15 protein-coding genes and 2 pseudogenes are annotated in these 17,628 nt (G+C 68.7%); 4 read left to right on the forward strand and 13 right to left on the reverse strand.

Features of this window, described 5'->3' with window-relative positions:
* Positions 1 to 73: 73 nt before the first annotated feature.
* The 6 genes from AB0N06_RS29785 to AB0N06_RS29810 all read right to left on the reverse strand — a co-directional run bounded on the left by AB0N06_RS29785 (position 74) and on the right by AB0N06_RS29810 (position 4,835).
* Positions 74 to 820, reverse strand: a complete 747-nt coding sequence (locus AB0N06_RS29785) for a GNAT family N-acetyltransferase (protein WP_366137786.1) — start codon at positions 818 to 820, stop codon at positions 74 to 76.
* Between the two features lie 387 nt (positions 821 to 1,207).
* Entirely contained in the window at positions 1,208 to 1,621 is a 414-nt protein-coding gene (locus tag AB0N06_RS29790) for a nitrile hydratase accessory protein (protein WP_366137788.1), read from the reverse strand.
* Positions 1,618 to 2,217: a nitrile hydratase subunit alpha gene (gene nthA / locus AB0N06_RS29795; RefSeq protein ID WP_366137789.1), complete on the reverse strand. Its 600-nt coding sequence runs from the start codon at positions 2,215 to 2,217 to the stop codon at positions 1,618 to 1,620. The genes AB0N06_RS29790 and nthA overlap by 4 nt, the downstream gene beginning before the upstream one ends.
* Positions 2,214 to 2,900 carry a nitrile hydratase subunit beta gene (gene nthB, locus AB0N06_RS29800; protein ID WP_366137790.1) on the reverse strand — a complete coding sequence of 229 codons (687 nt, stop codon included), beginning with the start codon at positions 2,898 to 2,900 and terminating at the stop codon, positions 2,214 to 2,216. The genes nthA and nthB overlap by 4 nt, the downstream gene beginning before the upstream one ends.
* 213 nt (positions 2,901 to 3,113) lie before the next feature.
* On the reverse strand, positions 3,114 to 3,341 hold the full coding sequence (locus AB0N06_RS29805) for a DUF6000 family protein (RefSeq protein ID WP_366137791.1): 228 nt from the start codon (positions 3,339 to 3,341) through the stop codon (positions 3,114 to 3,116).
* Positions 3,342 to 3,497: 156 nt separating this feature from the next.
* Positions 3,498 to 4,835, reverse strand: a complete 1,338-nt coding sequence (locus tag AB0N06_RS29810; protein ID WP_366137792.1) for a ricin-type beta-trefoil lectin domain protein — start codon at positions 4,833 to 4,835, stop codon at positions 3,498 to 3,500.
* 12 nt (positions 4,836 to 4,847) lie between these two features.
* Here AB0N06_RS29810 and AB0N06_RS29815 point away from each other — a divergent pair, with 12 nt between their 5' ends.
* Positions 4,848 to 5,402 carry an AraC family transcriptional regulator gene (locus AB0N06_RS29815; RefSeq protein ID WP_366137793.1) on the forward strand — a complete coding sequence of 185 codons (555 nt, stop codon included), beginning with the start codon at positions 4,848 to 4,850 and terminating at the stop codon, positions 5,400 to 5,402.
* Positions 5,403 to 5,555: 153 nt separating this feature from the next.
* Here AB0N06_RS29815 and AB0N06_RS29820 read toward each other — a convergent pair whose 3' ends face one another.
* The 5 genes and pseudogenes from AB0N06_RS29820 to AB0N06_RS29840 form a co-directional block, all read right to left on the reverse strand.
* Positions 5,556 to 5,744 (reverse strand): hypothetical protein, encoded by a 189-nt coding sequence (locus AB0N06_RS29820; RefSeq protein WP_366137794.1) that lies wholly within the window; start codon positions 5,742 to 5,744, stop codon positions 5,556 to 5,558.
* Between the two features lie 173 nt (positions 5,745 to 5,917).
* Positions 5,918 to 6,826, reverse strand: coding sequence for an aldo/keto reductase (locus AB0N06_RS29825; protein WP_366137795.1), 909 nt, complete (start codon positions 6,824 to 6,826; stop codon positions 5,918 to 5,920).
* 227 nt (positions 6,827 to 7,053) lie between these two features.
* A pseudogene (locus AB0N06_RS29830) lies at positions 7,054 to 7,409 on the reverse strand (IS5/IS1182 family transposase); the annotation flags it as partial.
* A gap of 266 nt (positions 7,410 to 7,675) precedes the next feature.
* On the reverse strand, positions 7,676 to 8,842 hold the full coding sequence (locus tag AB0N06_RS29835) for a permease (protein ID WP_366137796.1): 1,167 nt from the start codon (positions 8,840 to 8,842) through the stop codon (positions 7,676 to 7,678).
* 812 nt (positions 8,843 to 9,654) lie between these two features.
* Positions 9,655 to 12,825 carry a GH92 family glycosyl hydrolase gene (locus AB0N06_RS29840; RefSeq protein WP_366137797.1) on the reverse strand — a complete coding sequence of 1,057 codons (3,171 nt, stop codon included), beginning with the start codon at positions 12,823 to 12,825 and terminating at the stop codon, positions 9,655 to 9,657.
* Positions 12,826 to 12,874: 49 nt separating this feature from the next.
* Between AB0N06_RS29840 and AB0N06_RS29845 the strand changes: the two genes are divergently transcribed.
* From AB0N06_RS29845 to AB0N06_RS29855, 3 genes are all read left to right on the forward strand, one after another.
* Positions 12,875 to 13,039 carry a hypothetical protein gene (locus AB0N06_RS29845; RefSeq protein WP_366137798.1) on the forward strand — a complete coding sequence of 55 codons (165 nt, stop codon included), beginning with the start codon at positions 12,875 to 12,877 and terminating at the stop codon, positions 13,037 to 13,039.
* A 155-nt stretch (positions 13,040 to 13,194) separates the two neighbouring features.
* Positions 13,195 to 15,648 (forward strand): beta-N-acetylglucosaminidase domain-containing protein, encoded by a 2,454-nt coding sequence (locus AB0N06_RS29850; protein WP_366137799.1) that lies wholly within the window; start codon positions 13,195 to 13,197, stop codon positions 15,646 to 15,648.
* A gap of 455 nt (positions 15,649 to 16,103) precedes the next feature.
* Positions 16,104 to 16,226, forward strand: coding sequence for a hypothetical protein (locus tag AB0N06_RS29855; RefSeq protein ID WP_366137800.1), 123 nt, complete (start codon positions 16,104 to 16,106; stop codon positions 16,224 to 16,226).
* A gap of 397 nt (positions 16,227 to 16,623) precedes the next feature.
* Here the strand turns inward: AB0N06_RS29855 and AB0N06_RS29860 are convergent, their stop codons facing one another.
* A complete protein-coding gene (locus AB0N06_RS29860; protein ID WP_366137801.1) occupies positions 16,624 to 17,175 on the reverse strand; it encodes a putative immunity protein in 552 nt (183 codons plus the stop codon).
* An 83-nt stretch (positions 17,176 to 17,258) separates the two neighbouring features.
* Positions 17,259 to 17,513, reverse strand: a pseudogene (locus AB0N06_RS29865) (ATP-binding protein); the annotation flags it as partial.
* Between the last annotated feature and the right edge of the window lie 115 nt (positions 17,514 to 17,628).

Here is a 17,628-nt window from a genome sequence, read left to right on the forward strand (position 1 = left end):
GCGCGAGCCGGCGAACCGCCGCGAACAGGTCGAAGCGCACCGGTCGCGAGGCGGGGATGCACTCCTCCTCGACCTACGGCACTACGACAGTCAGTGATGTGCCAGTCAGTTGGAAACCGAGCTTCTCGTAAACGCGGCGGGCTGGATTCGCATCGCTCACGACGAGCGAGACCTCGGCCAGCCCGTCGACCGCAGCAACGCTGAGCACCTGACGCAGCAGATCGGCGCCAAGGCCTGCGTAGCGGGCTTCGGGGCGGCGGAATACGTCCGCGATCCATGGCAGGCCGTCGCGGTCGGTGAGGATCGCCCCAGCAACCACGCGGTCCGTCTCGTCCACCACCAAGGCGCTGCACGGAAGGACCGGCCCGAGGACGGAACCCGCCAGCATAGGTGCCAGGCGCTCGTTGAGCGCTTCTTTGTCGCTGCCGTGGTGGTGGTCGGGATGGTCGGCAGGAAATGCGGCTCGCCATGCCGGGAACACTGCATCGGCGTCGCGGTCGCAAGGGACTGCCCGAAGTCCGTCGCCCAGGGCGCGCGATGACCAGTCGGCCGGTGGCGGACACGCCACCAAGTCTCTCCGCATCTCGTGGGCGTGCCGCATCACCCGGGCACCACGGCGCAGCAACTGCTCACCGAGCTCTACGGATCCCGAGACCGCCCAACCGGACATGTCGGAGACGATGGTTTCCACGGGGTCGGGGCCGACCACTTCGGCCAGGTCCGCCCATGGGTGTCCCTCGCGAACTCCCTGCAGATAGGTCAGGACCGGCACGCCCTGCCCATTGGTCAGGGTCTGGCGCTGCTCGTCGTTCTCGGTCACTCTTCGTCCTTGATAGATCACGTGTGCCTCAGCGCGGGCATTCTGCAGTTCCGCATCCGGTGCCGCAAAGGAATTTCCGCAGTTCAGGATGTTTCACGCGGCGGCTTGGTGGTCGGCAAGCCGTAACACTGATGTGCCCGCGGCGGCCTGCACCGGCACCTGGCCCGCCGCGACCCTCCTGAGCACCTCCGACCGTGCGAGGTCTGTAGAAATGCCGGTGGCGCCGGGGTGCCGGCCGGTCCTCGCATGCTCTGCCCGCACGGGTCCCTCGGGTTCGGGATCCTCGGTGGATGAGCTGCCGCACGGTGAGGCGCTTCTCCTCACGAGCTTCGAGCTCTGGACACGGCGTGCGCCCGTGCGGGTGAAGGGCCTTGAGGGGCTGCTCCCTCACTCGCGCTCCTGTGCATCCGGCTTTACGGAGCGCGGTGGCCTTCCTTGAGTCTCGTCGTGCGGATGATCGTGACCGTGACGGTGGTCATGGCCCTCGGGGCGCTGCGCCAGGGCTTTCGTGCGTGCGGTGACCTCGTCCCTGGACACGGCGCGCAGGTTGACGAGTACGTCCTCCAGGGCACCCAGCCAGAGCAGGTAGTAGTTGTAGGGCTCCTCCCGCGCCGACGCGCTCTCCCAGGCAGCGATCCGGTCGATCAACGCGGCCTGGAATTGCGGCCAGGTGAACGCGCCCGCCTCGTACAAACCGACGGCCATGCCGAAGACACGGCTCTCCCACGGCTCGGCGAACACCAACTCGCCGTTGGAGCGCGGCGGTGCGGTCGGGCTCTCGATGTCCAACGGCGCGCTCATGGGGCCTCGACCTTCGCCACGCCCACCATCGCGTCCCTCGTCACCAGCGGCACGAGCTCCTCCTCGGACAGGTGGCCGGTGCCGGCCGGACGTTCGGGCAGCACCAGCCAGCGCACCTCGCTGGTGGAGTCGCGGACGGTGATCCGCACGTCGTCGGAGAGTTCGAGTCCCATCTCGGCCAGCACCGTACGCGGCTCCCTGACGATCCGCGCGCGGTAGGCGGGGTCCTTGTACCAGCTCGGTGGCAGGCCGAGCACCGGCCACGGGTAGCACGAGCACAGCGTGCAGACCACCACGTTGTGGGTGGTCGCGGTGTTCTCCACGACGACGATGTGCTCGCCCTGCTGCCCCGAGAAGCCCAGCTCCTTGATGGCGGCGGTGCCGTCCTCGATCAGCCGCCGCCGGTACTCCGGGTCGGTCCACGCCTTGGCGACGACCTTGGCCCCGTTGAGCGGTCCCACGTGGGTCTCGTAGGTGGTGATGATCCCGTTCATCGCCGTCGGGTCGATCAGGCCCCGCTCGGTGAGCAGTTGCTCGAGCGCCTCGGTGCGCAGGGCTGCGGGAAGCCTCTCGCCCGGTCCGCCGGTGGTGGTCATGTGGTTGTCTCCAGGTAGCTCTCGTACAGCTCTGCGGTGAGCGTGAAAGGTTCGGCGTCGGCGCCCCACAGCTCGTGCGAGTCGAACCGCACTGAGTAGACGTGCTGTGGGTTCTCGCCCAGGAAGTGCGCGTTGGTGTCCGGCAGCACCGCGGCGGGCTGGATGAGCTCGACGATGCCGGTATGGCCCCGTACGTAACCCGGCAGCCGAGTGTGCCCGGGCGGCGACATGTCCTTGGCGCGCACTCGCTCGCCGACGGCGAAGACCGGGGCGGCGCCCACGGTGCGCAGCGAGCCCTCGGCGGTCGGCGTGTAGTCGGGCCGGGCGGGCTGGGGGATCGGCGGTTCCTCGACGTGTTCACCGCGCAGGCTGCGGGCGCGGGCGTCGATCGCGCCCGGCGCGAGGATGGCACTGTCGGTGAGCATCAGCTCCCCGGCGTTGAGCCAGCGTCCGTAGTAGCCGTCGTCCAGGTAGGCGGCTCGGTCCAGGCGCTCCAGCGCGTGCCGGAAGGCGTCCGTGTTGATGCCGCCGCACGCAACGCGGCTGGAGAGGATCGCAAGCGCGAATGCCTTGCGCTGCCAGGGCTCCTCGAAAACAGGTTCATCGTGTCTCGGCGGATGGACGGGACCCCATCCCGGGGTTCCCCCCATATCGGCAATACCATCCATCACATGACCCCTCATATGTCTGCAAGAGTGGGCATATTCACTGGAATTGTAGGCGGGAGTGTTCTCGGCGTCGCGGCATCCGCCGCATGTGAACCCGCCCGGCGGCAGGCACCAGCCGCACGAGAAGAGCAGCGGCGCGTGACAACGAAGTCAGTCCAGCCTGGTCAGATCACTGACGTTTTGTTTCGGCGCATTCGTCGACGAAGGCGCAGAGCCGGCGGGTCAGGCTCAGGTAGGTGGCGGGGGCCTCGGTGCGCCGCACGTCTGGTTAGGAACGGTAGCGATCTCGTGAGGGGTGATGAGTCCCGCGTCTTCGCCGAGAGATCGCACGAATCGGTCGTACTCAGGACTTTGCATGCGTAGCAAGCTGCCGCTGAGCTTCAGATAGCGGCGCTCGGGCGTGACATAGCGGCGGACCAGGGCCAGCAGTTCGGCACCCTCGTCGGCATGGCGCATCACAGGATCCTGGCTCGCTGATGCGCAATTGGGCCAGCGCCTTTGTGACGTCACGCCGCTCGCCAACGGGAAGGGGGCACCTCGTCTGTCCGGGACCCCGCGCAGCCGTCCATGTGATGACCGCAAGATCGTCGGAGGGGCGGCCCCTCCAGGTGGTTAGTGCACTACTCGGGTGACGTTCAGCTCGGCGGCCGAAGTGAACGCTCCAGCGTGAGAGGACGTGGCGACGAGCTTGAGGTAGCGGGCCGGCGTGCCGTTGAGAGTGGCGGTCTGCTCGGCGGTGGTGTTCGCGAAGGTCCCGGTGGTGACCTTGGTCCACGCGGTGCGGTCCGTGCTCACCCAGACCTCGTATCCGGCTATCCGGCCGTTGACGCCCGTCTGGCGGGGCATGTAACGCAGGCCGCTGACCTCGAGCTCTTCACCGAGGTCGAGCACGATGTGGTGCGGCAGCGGGTCGCTTCCTCCGTACCACTGGGTGTGCCAGAAGGTGGCCGGGCTACCGTCCAGGACATTCGCTGCGCGGCCGTCCTCCCCGACGGTCTCCTCGCTGTCGGCCTCGACCACTCGCATCTGCTTTTGGGGGACGATCGCCGGGTGGAACGTGGTGCCGGTGCCCTTGTCGGTGCTCGTGGCGTTCTTGTAGGTGGCCTGTGCGGACAGGGCGTAGGCACTGGGCTTTGCGTCCGCGGGGGCGGTGACCGCCCAGGTGGTCTTCACCGACTGGTCGGGCTTGACCGTGGTGAACGTGGTGGGCGAGGTGGCCTCGGCCGTCCAGCCGCTGGGCACGGTGAGGCTGACGGAGGCGTCCGAAAGCGCTGCCGGGCTGCTGTCGTTGGTGTAGGTGGTCGTCACGGTGACGGCGGAGCCGGGCTTGAAGGTCGAGGGCGTGTCGACCGTGAGCGAGTGGTGCACCCCCGTGAAGCCGGTCACCTTCCACCTTTGGTGGAGCGTGCCGTCGCAGTCCTGGAGTTCGGCCGGGGTTCCGTTGGCGATGTCCGGGCCGGGGACGGTCAGGCAGTGGCCGGATGCCGGGTTGAGCAGGGAACCATCGGCTTTGGGCCGCCAGGTCTGCACGGGGGTGCCGTCGCAGTCGGCGAGCTCGGTCTTCCCGTTCGCGGTGGCGGTCAGGCACTTGTCGGACTGGCGGATCGTGCCGTCCGCGTGCCTGTTCCACTGCTGGTTGGCGGCGGATTCGCAGTGCCACAGGCCGAGCGCGCCCGGCTCCGCCGGACCGGTCTGGTGGTTCTCCAGGCAGCGCCCGGCCATGCCGCGCAGGCGCGCGGTCTTCGACGTGTCCCACACGTCGGTGATCGTGGAGACGTCCGCGTCGGCCGTGTGGTTGATGTGGTCCAGGCCGTACATGTCCAGCAGCGTGCGCAGCACGTTGTAGTGGTTGATCTTCTGGTCGTACTCGCCGGCCCTGGCCATCGGCCCGACCATGATCGTCGGGATGTGGTTGGCGGGGGTGAAGTCGTCCTCGTCCCAGGTCAGCACGAAAAGGCTGTTGTGCGTCTTGGCCCACTGGATGTACGAGTCGAAGGCTTGGAAGCCTTCATTACGACGCCGACGCCGGTGGTCACGTCGATGAACGGCGTCGAGGTGACCGGGCAGCGCCCGATGGAGTTCGTGACCGAGGCCGGCGTCGTGCTGATCGGTAGCGGAGTGAAGACACGCGACGTGGTCGCCGACGACCGGTTGCTCTCTATGTTGCCGCTCGACCCTTCGCGACAGCTGATCGGTTCGCAGTGCTCCGGCGCACTGGTGCTGGCGCACCTCGGGATGCTGGGCGGCATGCCAGCTTGCACGGACATGACGAGCCGGCCCTTTGTCGAAGCCTGCGGCGTCACCGTGCTGGACGCGCCGTTCTACGTCGAGGGGAACATCGCTACGGCGGGCGGCTGCCTGGCGTCCCAGTATCTCGCCACGTGGGTGATCACCCGGGTGCTCGGAGAGAACGCCGCGCGCGACGTCAGCGGCTACGTGGCTCCGGTCGGCGAAAACCAGGAGACCGTCGAGCGCGCCATGCGTGCCGTCCATGCGGGTGAGCCGGCACTGCCCTGACGCCCCTGCCGTGATCAGCGACGGGCAGCGCCGGGGCCTGTGGCTCGGTGCGGTGCGCCCTGGACGGATGCACGACGTCACTCAGGTCCGGACCGAGGGCATCGAAGAGCAACTCCGGCTGCACCCCAAGGTGAAATTCGAAGTAGACACCGGCTACGCCGGGTTGGCCCGCGATTTCCCCCACCAAGTCAGCGCCCCGCCGAGGAAACCGGCCAAGACGAGCGAACCGATCAGGCCCGTCAGCTCGGCGCGGCCGAGACCTGCGACCTCGCCGACCTTCCAGACCTTCCGTCTGTTGGCGAAGTAGAGCTGCATCGATCCGCCCCCGGGGAGTGATGCCACCGTTCCGAAGAACCCGACAATCACCCCAACGGACGATCACTTAAGTGGCTACGGGCAGCTCCCGAGACTCACCCGAATGAGACACCTTAAGAGGGTCCGCCAGTAGGGCGCTGGCGGACCCTTTCAGTGCGAGCGGTGGCCGGTGGAATGGATTTCGGCCGGCAGTGGCCCCGCTATGCTCCGGCCGGCCGCAGCGAGGTGAGGCGTGCCATCTCGTCTTCCGAAAGCCGCAGCGCGCCGGACGCCACGTTCTGCGCGAGGTGGTCCGGATCACCGGTCCCCGGGATCGCCAGCACGTGCGGCCCCTGCTGCAAGGTCCAGGCCAGCCGGACCTGCGCGACGGACACACCGTGCGCGCGGGCAACGGCGCACACCGCCTCGCGGTCGCCGGCAGCCGGACCCGCCTCGCACCCGGGACCGGCGATTGCGAAGAACGGGACGAAGGCGAGACCGAGTTCGCCGCAGAGCCGCAGGAGTGCCCGGTCCTCACTCGAGGCACCGATCCCGTAGGGGTTCTGCACGCAGACGACCGGGGCGATGGCTCGGGCCTCGGCCAGTTGCTCGGACGTGACGTTGGAGATGCCGAGGTGGCGGATGAGCCCGGCATCGCGCAGTTCGGCCAACGCGCCGAAGTGCTCGCCGATCGAGCCGGTCCGCCGGCTCGGTGGCACGCGCAGGTTCACCACGTCCAGGTGATCGCGACCGAGTTGGCGCAGGTTCTCCTCGACCTGGCCGCGCAACTGAGCCGGCGCGGCCCACCACCACGCGCCCGAGGGATCGCGGCCCGGCCAGACCTTGGTGGCGATCACCAGATCCTCCGGGTATGGCGCCAGCGCCCGGTTGATCAGCTCGTTGGCGGAGCGCGTCGTCGAGAAGTAGAACGCGGCGGTGTCGATGTGGTTCACGCCGAGCTCGATCGCCCGCCGGAGCACGCCGATCGACCGATCGCGGTCACGCGGCACGCCGCGGTCGAAGGGCGCGGTACCCGTCAAGCGCATCGCGCCGAACCCGACGCGGTTGACGATCTGGTCACCAAGTTGCCACGTACCCGTGGCAGGCGCGGTGTTGGTTCGTGGGCTCATGACATGGATCTCCTCTTGTGGATAGGAACAAAGAACCGATGCGTGGAGCGCGGCGCGTTCAGGACGCCCGGCAGGCGAGGACCTCGACGCGGGTCCACCAGTGCCGAGGCAGGCGGGCCCCGGGCATGAAAAAAGCCTCCCCGGCGGATCGGAATCCGCACCGAGAAGGCTCACGTGATAACCAGCATTTTAGCACGCCAGGGCGTCCACCAGCAGCTCATCGGATGCGCGCACTCGCCGCCGGAGGGCGCTTTGGCGATGCAGCCGTCGGCGGACAGCTGGTCGAGTTCGAGGCCGATCATGCGGTCGTAGGCGGCGAGAACAAGCAGCCTCAGCGTCTCCATCACCCCGGCGGCGATCCACTCGTCGCGGCGGCGCCGCAGCGTGGTGGCGGAGCAGTCCTTGTCAGCCGCGCGCTCGTATCCGCAGCCGAAGACAGGACCTGCACCAACCGGTCGAAGACCACGGCGTCGCTGATATGCGGGTTGTGGCAGCCCCACGGATGACGGTCCTCACGGACGGGCAGCAGGGCGAGGAACTGGTCGCGGATCGGGTCGAGAATGCATGATGGGACGGCAGGCACGGATCCCCCGGTGATCATGAAGCGTAGAGAAATCCATGATCGGGCGAACCGTGCCTGCACCGCTATGGCCTCCCCGGCACAGCACCTACTGGCGGACGCCCTAAGGTGTCTGGAGAACCGTCGAATTTCCGTTCGTACCACCAGCCTGGCCCCTGGGGCAGTGCCGGTACGGCACGGGCCAGCGCCACCTGGATCGGGAACTCCACGGATCAAGCCTGCGAAGACAGGCCCACGCCAGCACCCGGAGCGGTCCGTGCGGCCCTACGTCAGTGCGGCATGTGGTCGCCGTGGCCCTGGCCGGTGTCGGGAGAGCCGCCCATCATGTGCAGCATGGTCAGCCCGCCGGTCCGTAAGAACCGCGCCAGGAGCACGGCTGCGAGGATGAGGAAGGCAATGTTGAGCCAGGTGGTGTAGTTCCAGCTGACGCCTTCCATGGGGACCTTCGCGTCGGCCTGGTCGGGGATCAGACCGAGGCCGCCGAAGGCGAACTCCACGATGTATCCCGCAATGACCATTGCGAGGTAGAAGGTGCCGAGGAGGAAGGCGGCCATCTTCGCGCCGTAGTACTTCCGGTAGATGTTGAGGATCGGCAGGATCAGCAAGTCGGCGAAGATGAACGCCACCACGCCGCCGAAGCTGATCCCTCCCTTCCACAGCACCACCGCCAGCGGCACATTCCCGATGGAGCACACGAACGAGGCGATCGCCACCAGCGGGCCGACGATGGGCCCCCACAGTTTGGCGGCGAGCGGGTGGCCGTCGAAGAAGAAGGTGCGCCAGAACGAGTCCGGGACCCAGGCTGCGATGGCGCCGGCGATGAGCAGACCGACGACCAGGTCGCGCAGGATCGCCGCCCATTCCATGACGAACACGTGGCTGGTGGCGGTGAAGCCCTCGCGGGAGAACAGGCGCCGGGTGAAGGTGCCGTTGCGCTGCACGGACATGTCCATCGCGGCGTGGCCCTCCATCGACCCGGCAAGGCCCCGCTTGGCCTGTTCGCGGGCCTGGCGCAGCAGCCCCGTGCGCAGGAACAGCCGGAACAGGACCGCCAGCACAATGATCATGATGGGGCCGCCGGCGAACTCGGCGGCGGTGAACTGCCAGCCCATCAGCAGCGCCAGAATGACACCGAGCTCGACGACGAGGTTGGTGGAGGCGATCTCGAAGGCCATCGCGGCGGTGAAGTTCGCGCCCTTGCGGAACAGCGAGCGGGCCAGCGCCACCGCGGCGTAGGAGCAGGACGAGGACGCCACGCCCAGGCCCGCGGAGACGGCGAGGGTGCGGGGCCGGTCGTCGCCGAGCAGAGAGGCGATGGTGGACTTGCGGACCACGGCTTGGACGACGGCGGACAGGGCGAAGCCCAGGATCAGGGCCCAGGTGATCTCCCAGGTCATGGACCCCGTGATCGACAGTGCGTGCAGTACGGCGTGCATCCGTGAAGCCTTCCCTCCAAAGTGCGGCGTACGGCCGGCGGACACGCCCAATGGCAGGAAGCTCTCCTCTCGGCCGGGGTACGGGGCGCTCCCGCAGGGAGCAGCGGCGCCCGCCGGGGTCAGCCGACGTGCAGGGCCGGACCGGCGGCGTGGAGCGTGCCGCCGGTCTGGCCCTGCAGGAACAGCCGCCAGCCCGTGTCCGTGCACAGGTGCACGCGCCGCGAGCGCCGTGTCGCCGGTCCGCCGTGCCAACTGAAGTGCTTAGCCCCGTCGGGGCGGTGACCGAGTCCCGAGGGCAGCACCAGCTCCCGACGGGCCCGCCGCCGAAGTCCCCTTCATCGTGCGCCCAGCCACGCCGGCCGCCGTCGAGCGATGCCTCCGGCCGGTGAGCCGGCCAGAGGCATCGCTCGCGTCCGTCATCCCGGGCGCGGCTTGCTCCGCTTCCGGGTGAAGGCCTGCTCAGCCCCTGCGCGGAGGACTTCTCCGCTCCCGGGACCGGAGCGGCGCCCAGGGCCGTGCGGTGCGAGCTGGAGGCCGTGCGGGGCGGTGTCGGGGCCGGGCCGTGGCTCCGCTGTGGAACGATCCGCGCCAACAAGTGTCCACAGGGCGGAAGGGGTGCATGAGCGGCCGACGAGATGCTGCGGGCGGCGCGCCCGCCACGGGCTTCGATCGAGGCAGAGAGGCGCGGGAGACCGTGGCCGACCGGCTGTGCCGGACACAGGACGCGCTGACGCCGGCCGAACGCAGGAAGGTGGGCGTCGCGGCGCACAGGACCAGCGGCAGCACACCTGTCAGCCCTCGACGTGCCGCGGTCATGACGGGATCACCTCCACCTCGGCCAGGGACAGCGGAGCGGTGGTCGCGAGCTGGATTCGCACGTAACGCCCGGTGGTGTTCACCGGGACGACCGTCGGGGTGCCTGCGGTGTCGGTGCGATGCACGGTGGTCACGCCGGGCTGGGCCAGCGTCGTCGCGAGGGACTGGCTGGTGAACGGCGTGTCGGAGACGAGGACGTAGTAGTCGGTCAGCCGCTCCGAGCAGCAGTCGCTGCGGTTCCACACGGACACGTCGGAGATGCCCTTCGAAGCTCCGAGGTCCACCTGCCACCAGGGCTCGGCGGAGCCGTCCTCGGCGGTGTGGGTGACCGACCCGACGGTGAAGTTGCCATCGGTGTTGCCGTCGACCGCCCGCCCCGCCACACCGCCCCACGCGGTGCTCTTCTGGGTCGCCGGCCTGCCGTAGGACAGCGACGTCACCTTGAGCGCGATCGTCGTGCTGCCCAGGGACCTGCCGGTCGACCTGTCCGTCATCCGGACCTCGACCGTGTGCACATCGGGCTTCGCCGAGCCGTCCGCCGTGACCGTCACGGGAGTGGTGACCCGCCCTCCGGCGTCGACCGCCAGCCCGCCGGAAGCCGGTGACACCGTGAGACCGGTGGAGGAGACGGTGCTGAACGCGACGTCGGACGCGGATTCGGAGAGATCGGCGGCTCCCACGGTCGCCGTGACGCTCCCGCCCGGTTCCAGCAGGGCCGGACTGGTGTCGGACACCGACGCGAACGGCCGGACACCCAGGTCCGTCGTGCCGTGCCGCGGCGGCTGGTTGGCGCTGCCCTGGCCCCAGGTGGTGCTCGCCGGGTCGGAGGTGAGGCCGAACTCGATCGTGCCCGAGCGCAGCAGATCGGCATGTGTGATCCACGACTTCGGCCACGCGGCACCGCCGACGTCCACCGACGACACGTACTGCAGCTTCGACCGGTCCGCACCGGGTGCGGTGATGTCGACGGCGCGGCCGCCGTCCGGCTGGATGCGGACCCGGTCGAACATCGGCGCCGACAGGACGTACTCGGCCGAGCCGGGCATCACCTCGTACATGCCGATCATGGACCAGACGAGCCAGGAAGAGATCGTGCCGAGGTCGTCGTTGCCGGGCATCCCCTGGGCGTCGTCGGTGAACAGCGGCTGCGCCGCGCGCAGCACCGCGGAGGTCTTCCACGGCTGGTCGGTCCAGGCGTACATCCAAGGAGCGTGCAGGTCGGGCTCGTTGTTCGGGTTGAACGCGAAGTTGTTGTGGTAGTCGTACGCGCCGACCACCCACGACTTCTTCGCAACACCCGTGTGGTCACGCAGCAGTTCCGGCATGTCGAAGAAGGTGTCGAGGCGCTTCTCCGCCTTGGTCCTGCCGCCCATCAGCGCGAACAGGCCGGGCACGTCCTGCTGCGCGAGCCACTGGTACTGCCATGGCGTGCCCTCGTGGAAACCGGTGCTCCGCGTCGGGTCCGTGCTGCCCACCCAGGTACCCTCCGGTGTCCGGGAGCGAGGGAAGCCGTCGAACCCCTTCGAGCCCACGCCGAAGTCCCACTCGTTGGCGAAGTTCCCGCACCGCTCGCGCAGCGCGGCCGCCTTCGCCGACTCACCGAGACCGCGGGCCATGTCGGCCAGACCGCAGTCGGCCAGCGCGTACTCCAGCGTCGCCGAACCGGCTTGCCGGGAGTCGCCCCAGGCGTAGCCGCCCTTGTCCTGGTAGCCGATCCATCCATTGCGCACATACGTCGGGTTGCCGTCCCGTCCACGGAACACCGACTGATCGGCCGGAACCTCGGTGACGTTCTTCCACAGTGCCTCGAACAGGGCCCGCGCCGTGGGCTTGTCGAGCAGCCCGCGCGCGTACAGGGAGGTGATGAACGGCGTCGGGCCCTCCCCGCTCATCACGTTGGTCTCGCTCGGCCCCAGCGCCCAGCGCGGAAGCCAGCCGCCGTCCTGGTAGACGCGCAGCAGGGACTTCGCCATGTCGGTGGCGCGGTGGGGTTCGAGCAGCGCGACCAGTTGGTTCTGCGCCCGGTAGGTGTCCCAGAGCGAGAACATCTGGTAGTACGGCCGGTCACTGCGGTGGATCTGCTGGTCGAAGCCCGTGTACCGGCCGTCGACGTCCGAGCCGACCGACGGGTGCAGCGTCGCGCGGTAGAGGGAGGAGTAGAAGGTGCGCAGGTCGGCGTCACTGCCGCCGGCCACCCGCAGCCGCTGCAACTGGCGCACCCAGGTCCGGTGCGCGGCGGCCCGGACGGAGTCGAACGTCTGGTCCGCGCTCTCCGCGCGGCGGTTGAGCCGGGCGCCGTCGACGGAGGTGTAGGAGACACCGACGGTCGCGCCGACCCGGCCGCCGCCGCTGAACCCGACCATCGCGCCGCCGTCGGCCCGGGAACCGTTCGACGATGTACCGCTGATGTCGGCCGACCTGCGGCCCGTGGCGACGCCCCCGCCGTCCGCCCAGGTACCGAACTTGTCGAAGCCGCGGTCGAACTTGGCGCTGAAGTAGACCCTGTACCGTTCCTTGCCCGTCTCCCAGCAGAAGTTGCCGCCGGTGATCCAGCCCTCGACGGTGTCGTCGCCCACGACGTCCACATGGCCGGCGTACGTATAGCCGTTGCTGGAGCCGACGTTCAGCACCACAGTGCGCTGCGACGCGTCCGACGGGAAAGCGTAACGGTGCCATCCGGTCCGCTCGGTCGCCGACAGCTCCGCCGTCACCCCCGATCGCAGGCCGACCTTGTAGTACCCGGGTTCGGAGTGCTCGTCGGCGTGCCGGAATCCGGACGCCTGCTGACTCGGTTTCGTCCCAGGGAAGTCACCGGGCACCGGCATCAGGCGGAAATTGCCCGCCGTCTGGCAGCCGACACCGGACAGATGGGTCTGGCTGAACCCCAGGATCTCCGAGTCCGCGTAGTCGTACGAGGCATAGGAGTTGAGCCGGGTGTCGGGGCTGTTCTGCACCATCCCGAAGGGGAGTGCCGCGCCCGGGAACGTCGTCCCCGAACCGTTGTTGCCGATCGACGTGTTCACGTACGCCGTCGGATCGTCGGGGAACTGTGGTCCTCCCTTTGCGGACGCTCCCGCGGGTATCGCCGACACACCGGTGATCACGAGTGCCGCGGCTGCGACCGTGGAAAGGAAGCGGACCAGACGGACTGGTCTCGGTATGTGCATGGCACTCCTCATAGGTCCGACGGGTGACGTGGGTGACATCGTTGTCAGAATGGGAGTGATCGTCAAGAGTGCGCGCTGGGGCGGCTGTTCGGGGCTGCAGGTGTTCGCGCAGCGGACGTGGGGCTCGCCCCGTCCGTTCGCCACCCCGGAGGCGTTCGGGGAGGAGGTCGTGGCCCGGGTGGGAACGGCACCCGTGACCGACGGGCGCGGCTGAGCCGAGGTGCCCGGTTTCGCCCTGACCGGCCCCTGTTGCCCGAGGTGCGGCACGAGCCCTTGCCGCAGCCGACGCGTCGAATGTCTTGACAGTGAACCGAGTGAGACCAGTAGCCTCTTAAGGTCAAAAGTGGTCTAGACCACATGGAGGGTCTGATGAGAAGGCGTAGGACAGCCTTCGGCGTGATCGCCATAGCCGGCTGTGTGACGCTCGGGGTGCTCACCCCCGGAGCCGGAGCGCAGGCCGCGGAAACCAGGGGAGCGCGCGCGGCCCCGGCGGGCACCCGCCCCCTGCCGACCGTCTCCCCGACACCGCAGTCCATCTCCCGCTCGGGCAACGACGCGGCCGTCACCGGCCGGGTACTCGTCGTCGCGGACGCGCACACGGACGCCGCCGCCCGCGACCGCCTCGTTCGCGAGCTGAGGAAGCATGGCGCCGCCCGTGTCGACAACGTTTCCCCCGACAGCGTCCCGCCGGCCTCCGACGGGCTGCTCACCGTCAGGCTGGGGCCGGCCGACCGCCCGGACATCGCCAAGGCGCTCGGTGACACCGCCGTGCCCGGCCACGCCGAGGGCTACGCCCTGCGGGTCACGGACCGGCAGTCGCATCCCGAGATCGCCCTCGGGGGCACGGACACCTCGGGCCAGTTCTACGCCGTGCAGACGCTGCGCCAGCTCTTCCAGCGCGCGGGCGACGACTGGAAGGTGGCGGGCGCTCAGGTCAGCGACTACCCGTCGATGCCGCTGCGCGGCACCATCGAGGGCTTCTACGGCCCTCCGTGGACCGCACAAGAGCGCCTGGACCACATGGACTTCCTCGGTGAGATGAAGTCCAACACCTACGTCTACGCGCCGAAGGACGACCCCTACCACCGGGACAAGTGGCGCGAGCCCTACCCGCAGGCCAAGCTCGCCGAACTGCGCGAACTGATCGACCGCGCCCGGACTGACCACGTCCGCTTCACCTTCGCCGTCTCACCGGGCGCCTCCATCTGCTACTCCGACTCCGCCGACACCAAGGCGCTGACGGACAAGATGCAGGCGATGTACGACGCAGGCGTACGGTCGTTCTCCATCCCCCTGGACGACATCAGCTACACCCGCTGGAACTGCGACGCGGACGCGCGGAAGTTCGGCCCGCCGGGCCGCGGCGCGGCGGCCCGCGCCCAGGTGAGCCTGCTGAACACGGTGCAGCACGACTTCATCGCCGAGCGGCCCGGGGCCAACCCGCTGCAGATGGTGCCCACGGAGTACGGCGACCTGACGGACACCGCGTACAAGCAGGCGCTCCGTGCCACGCTCGACCCCGAGGTTCAGGTGATGTGGACCGGGACGGACGTGGTGCCGCGAGAGATCACCAACGCCCAGGCCTCCAAGGCCGCCGAGCTCTTCGGCCGCAAGGTCTTCGTGTGGGACAACTACCCGGTCAACGACTTCGGCCGGACCGCCGGGCGACTGCTGCTGGCGCCGTACGACAAGCGTGAGCCGGGACTGTCCGACCACCTCAGCGGCATCGTCTCCAACCCGATGAACCAGGAGGCCGCCAGCAAGCTCGCGGTCTTCACGATGTCGGACTTCTCGTGGAACGACCGGGGCTACGACCGCGACCGCTCCGGGCGCCAGGCCGCCCTTCACCTCGCCGCGGGTGACCCGCGTACGGCCGACGCGGTGCAGGTGTTCGTCGACCTCAACCACGCGGCCCCGACCTTCGGCTCCGCACTGTGGCAGCCCCAGGCCCCGGTGTTCAGCGCCGAGCTGGAGCGGTTCTGGAAGGCGTACGGAACCGATGAGCGATCCGCGATCAACGGTTTCCGCCCGTCCGTCCGCGCGGTCACGCAGGCGCCGGCCGTCATCCGCGAGGGCGTCCCCGACAAGCTGTTCCTCTCCGACGCCTCCCGCTGGCTGGACGCCACGGAACTGTGGGGCCGGGCAATGGAGCACGGCCTGAACGCGCTCGCCGCGATCGACGCCGGCAACACGACCGAGGCGGCCAGGGAACGCAAGGCCATGGACTCCCTCGCCGCCGAGGCGTCGCAGATCATGGTCGACCCGGTCGAGCACCACCAGCACGGCCCGGTGAAGATCGGCGATCCGTTCATCGAGGACTTCGTCACGCGCGTGGAGATCCTCCACGACGAGTCGATGGGCCTGCCGCCCCTGCGCGAACTCGCCCGGGGCAAGAAGGCGACCCAGATCTCCGACTACGACTGGGGCGGCACCTTCCCGTTCAGTGCCGAGAAGGCCGTCGACGGCGACCGCTTCAACTTCTCCACCACCAGCGGCCGGGAAGCGCAGCCGTGGTGGCAGGTGGACCTCGGCACCAGCGCCGACCTCGAGAAGATCAAGATCTACAACCGGACGGACTGTTGCGCCGACAGGACCAAGGACTACTACGTCCTGGTCTCCGACCAGCCTTTCTCCGGCACACTCGCGGACCAGCTCGCCAAGCCGGACGTCTGGAGCCGGCACGAGACCCCCCAGGCCGGCAGCCCCACCACCATCGACACCAACGCCCGGGGGCGTTATGTGCGGGTGTGGCTGGCCGGCAAGAACCCTGTGGAACTCAACATGGCCGAGGTCGAGGTCCTCGGCCGCGTGAAACAGGGCTGACACCGCCGGGCCACCCACCGCCCGGCCCGCATGCGGCCGCCCTGACGGGGGCGGCCGCATGCCGGAGCCAGGGCCTGCTTCGTCGGTGCCGACACACAAACTGGTTGACATGAGATCGGTTTGTTGGCTTGTCAGTTGGGTGTGCGGCATCGGGGTAGGACTTGTTGCCCAGGAAGATGCTGGGCGCGGCTCGGATGGGCGGGCACCGAACCGCGTACTGGACCGGCTGCCGCCGCGGTCACCGTCGACGGCTACCGCGAGATCCTCGGCCGTCCCGCCCTGCTGAAGGCCCCGAAGGAGGGGGTCGCGCGGCCCGGCGAGCCGATGCCCAAGACGGTTCGGCAGCTCATCGAGTCGGTCAACGACACCTGTGGGACGCCTGGACGCGGTTCGGCTCGCTCGAAGACGCGCTGCTGTCGGGGGCCTTCCTGCTTCTCACCTATTTCGCCCCAGGCATGATGAAGGCGGTGCTCACCCTGCGCACGGGGAACGCCTGGGTCCACGTCTGGGCGTACCACGCCCTGGCCCCGCACACCCTGGCGGACACCCCTCATGTGATGCACATCTTCCGCGTCTAGGGCGTGTGTTTCTAAGGACGTTTTTGGGCTCCAGCCGACGGAAGTGTTCTGGCTCCGTGGGCTGGAGGGGGCGTGAGGCAGTGTGATTCACGCCCCTGTAGCAAGGTGATTTGGCCCCACTCGATCGAGTGTTTCCGCTGGCCCTGAGGGTGGGGTCTCGCGGTAGTTCGGAAGCCTCGGTCAGGCTGCCGTCATCGTGCCCCCGACAGGCGCGTGGAGGCTGCCGACCCGGCTCGACTCAGACCGTGGACCGCCCAGTGTCCGCGGTGGCTGGACGAGAGCGGGCGTTGGTCCGGCTGGCACTGGGACCCGGCGGCCGGACCTGGAACGGCTGCGGCCGGCCTCCCTTCAGGGAGGCCGGCCGCAGTCATCTGTGGGGTCAGCTGCGGCGCGGTATCTAACCCTCGGCTTGGCAGGGCATGCGCAGGGACGCGTCCAGGGTGGTCATGAGCTGTGCAGTACGGCTCTTGCCGGTCGGTGCCAGAGGGTATCTGTTCAGGACATCGATCAGGACTGGTGTGGCGCGTTGGCGAGCTTCCTCGATCAGCCGAAGCCCAACGGCGGGATCATCGTCCGCGTTCAGTTCGCCAATTCGTGCTGCGCTTGCGGCGGCTCTCAGGATGTGTCCCACTTGGGTGGCTTTCGCGATCGGATGGAGGTAGGCAGCGGAGGCGGCATCTCCCGCAGCGCGCGCAGCGAGCCGTGCGGCCTCCGTGGTCGCTTCCTTTGCCGCCCGGTGGGCGTCCAAGGAGGTAATGCGCTGAAGTTTGGTCCTCCTGGCGCCGCTCACGAACTCCCGTGCGGCGTTGATGGCCGCACGAGGTCGAGGATCGCCAGGCGCGGCTTCCTCGAACACGGGAAGAACGTCCTCAGCGCTCTCCAGAACGTAGCGTGCGACGACGCGCAGTTCATCCATGGTCAGTTCAAAGTCCCCAGATACGATCGTCACGGTCCCGATTCTCCCATCGATCGGTCACCCGTGGTCTGGGGCCGGGACCGGTGGGCCGCCCTTGCCGAGGTCCGAGTCAAGGGTCAGCTGTGGCGCCGCCTGCGCTGGGTTTGGGTGAATCGGTAGGACTCGGTGCCGGTCTCGACGATGTGCGCGTTGAAGGTGACGCGGTCGACGATCGCGGTGCAGAGCCGGGGGTCGGTGAAGGTCTGCTTCCACTCGGAGAACGGCGCGTTCGACGCGATCGCGATAGCGCGTCGCTCCTCGCGCTCGGTGAAGATCTGGAACAGCAGCTTCGCTCCGGCCTTGTCCAGGTCGAGATAGCCGAACTCGTCGATCTATGCCGATATCGGCATAGATCGACCTATGCCGAGACCGTGACTATGCAGAAGCCATGCGTGCTGTTCCGCTCCTTCGTGGGGTTTCGGCTGTTCGTGGCTCTGCATAGTTTCG

The sequence above is a fragment of the Streptomyces sp. NPDC051020 genome (assembly GCF_040683105.1).
Lineage (GTDB): Bacteria > Actinomycetota > Actinomycetes > Streptomycetales > Streptomycetaceae > Streptomyces.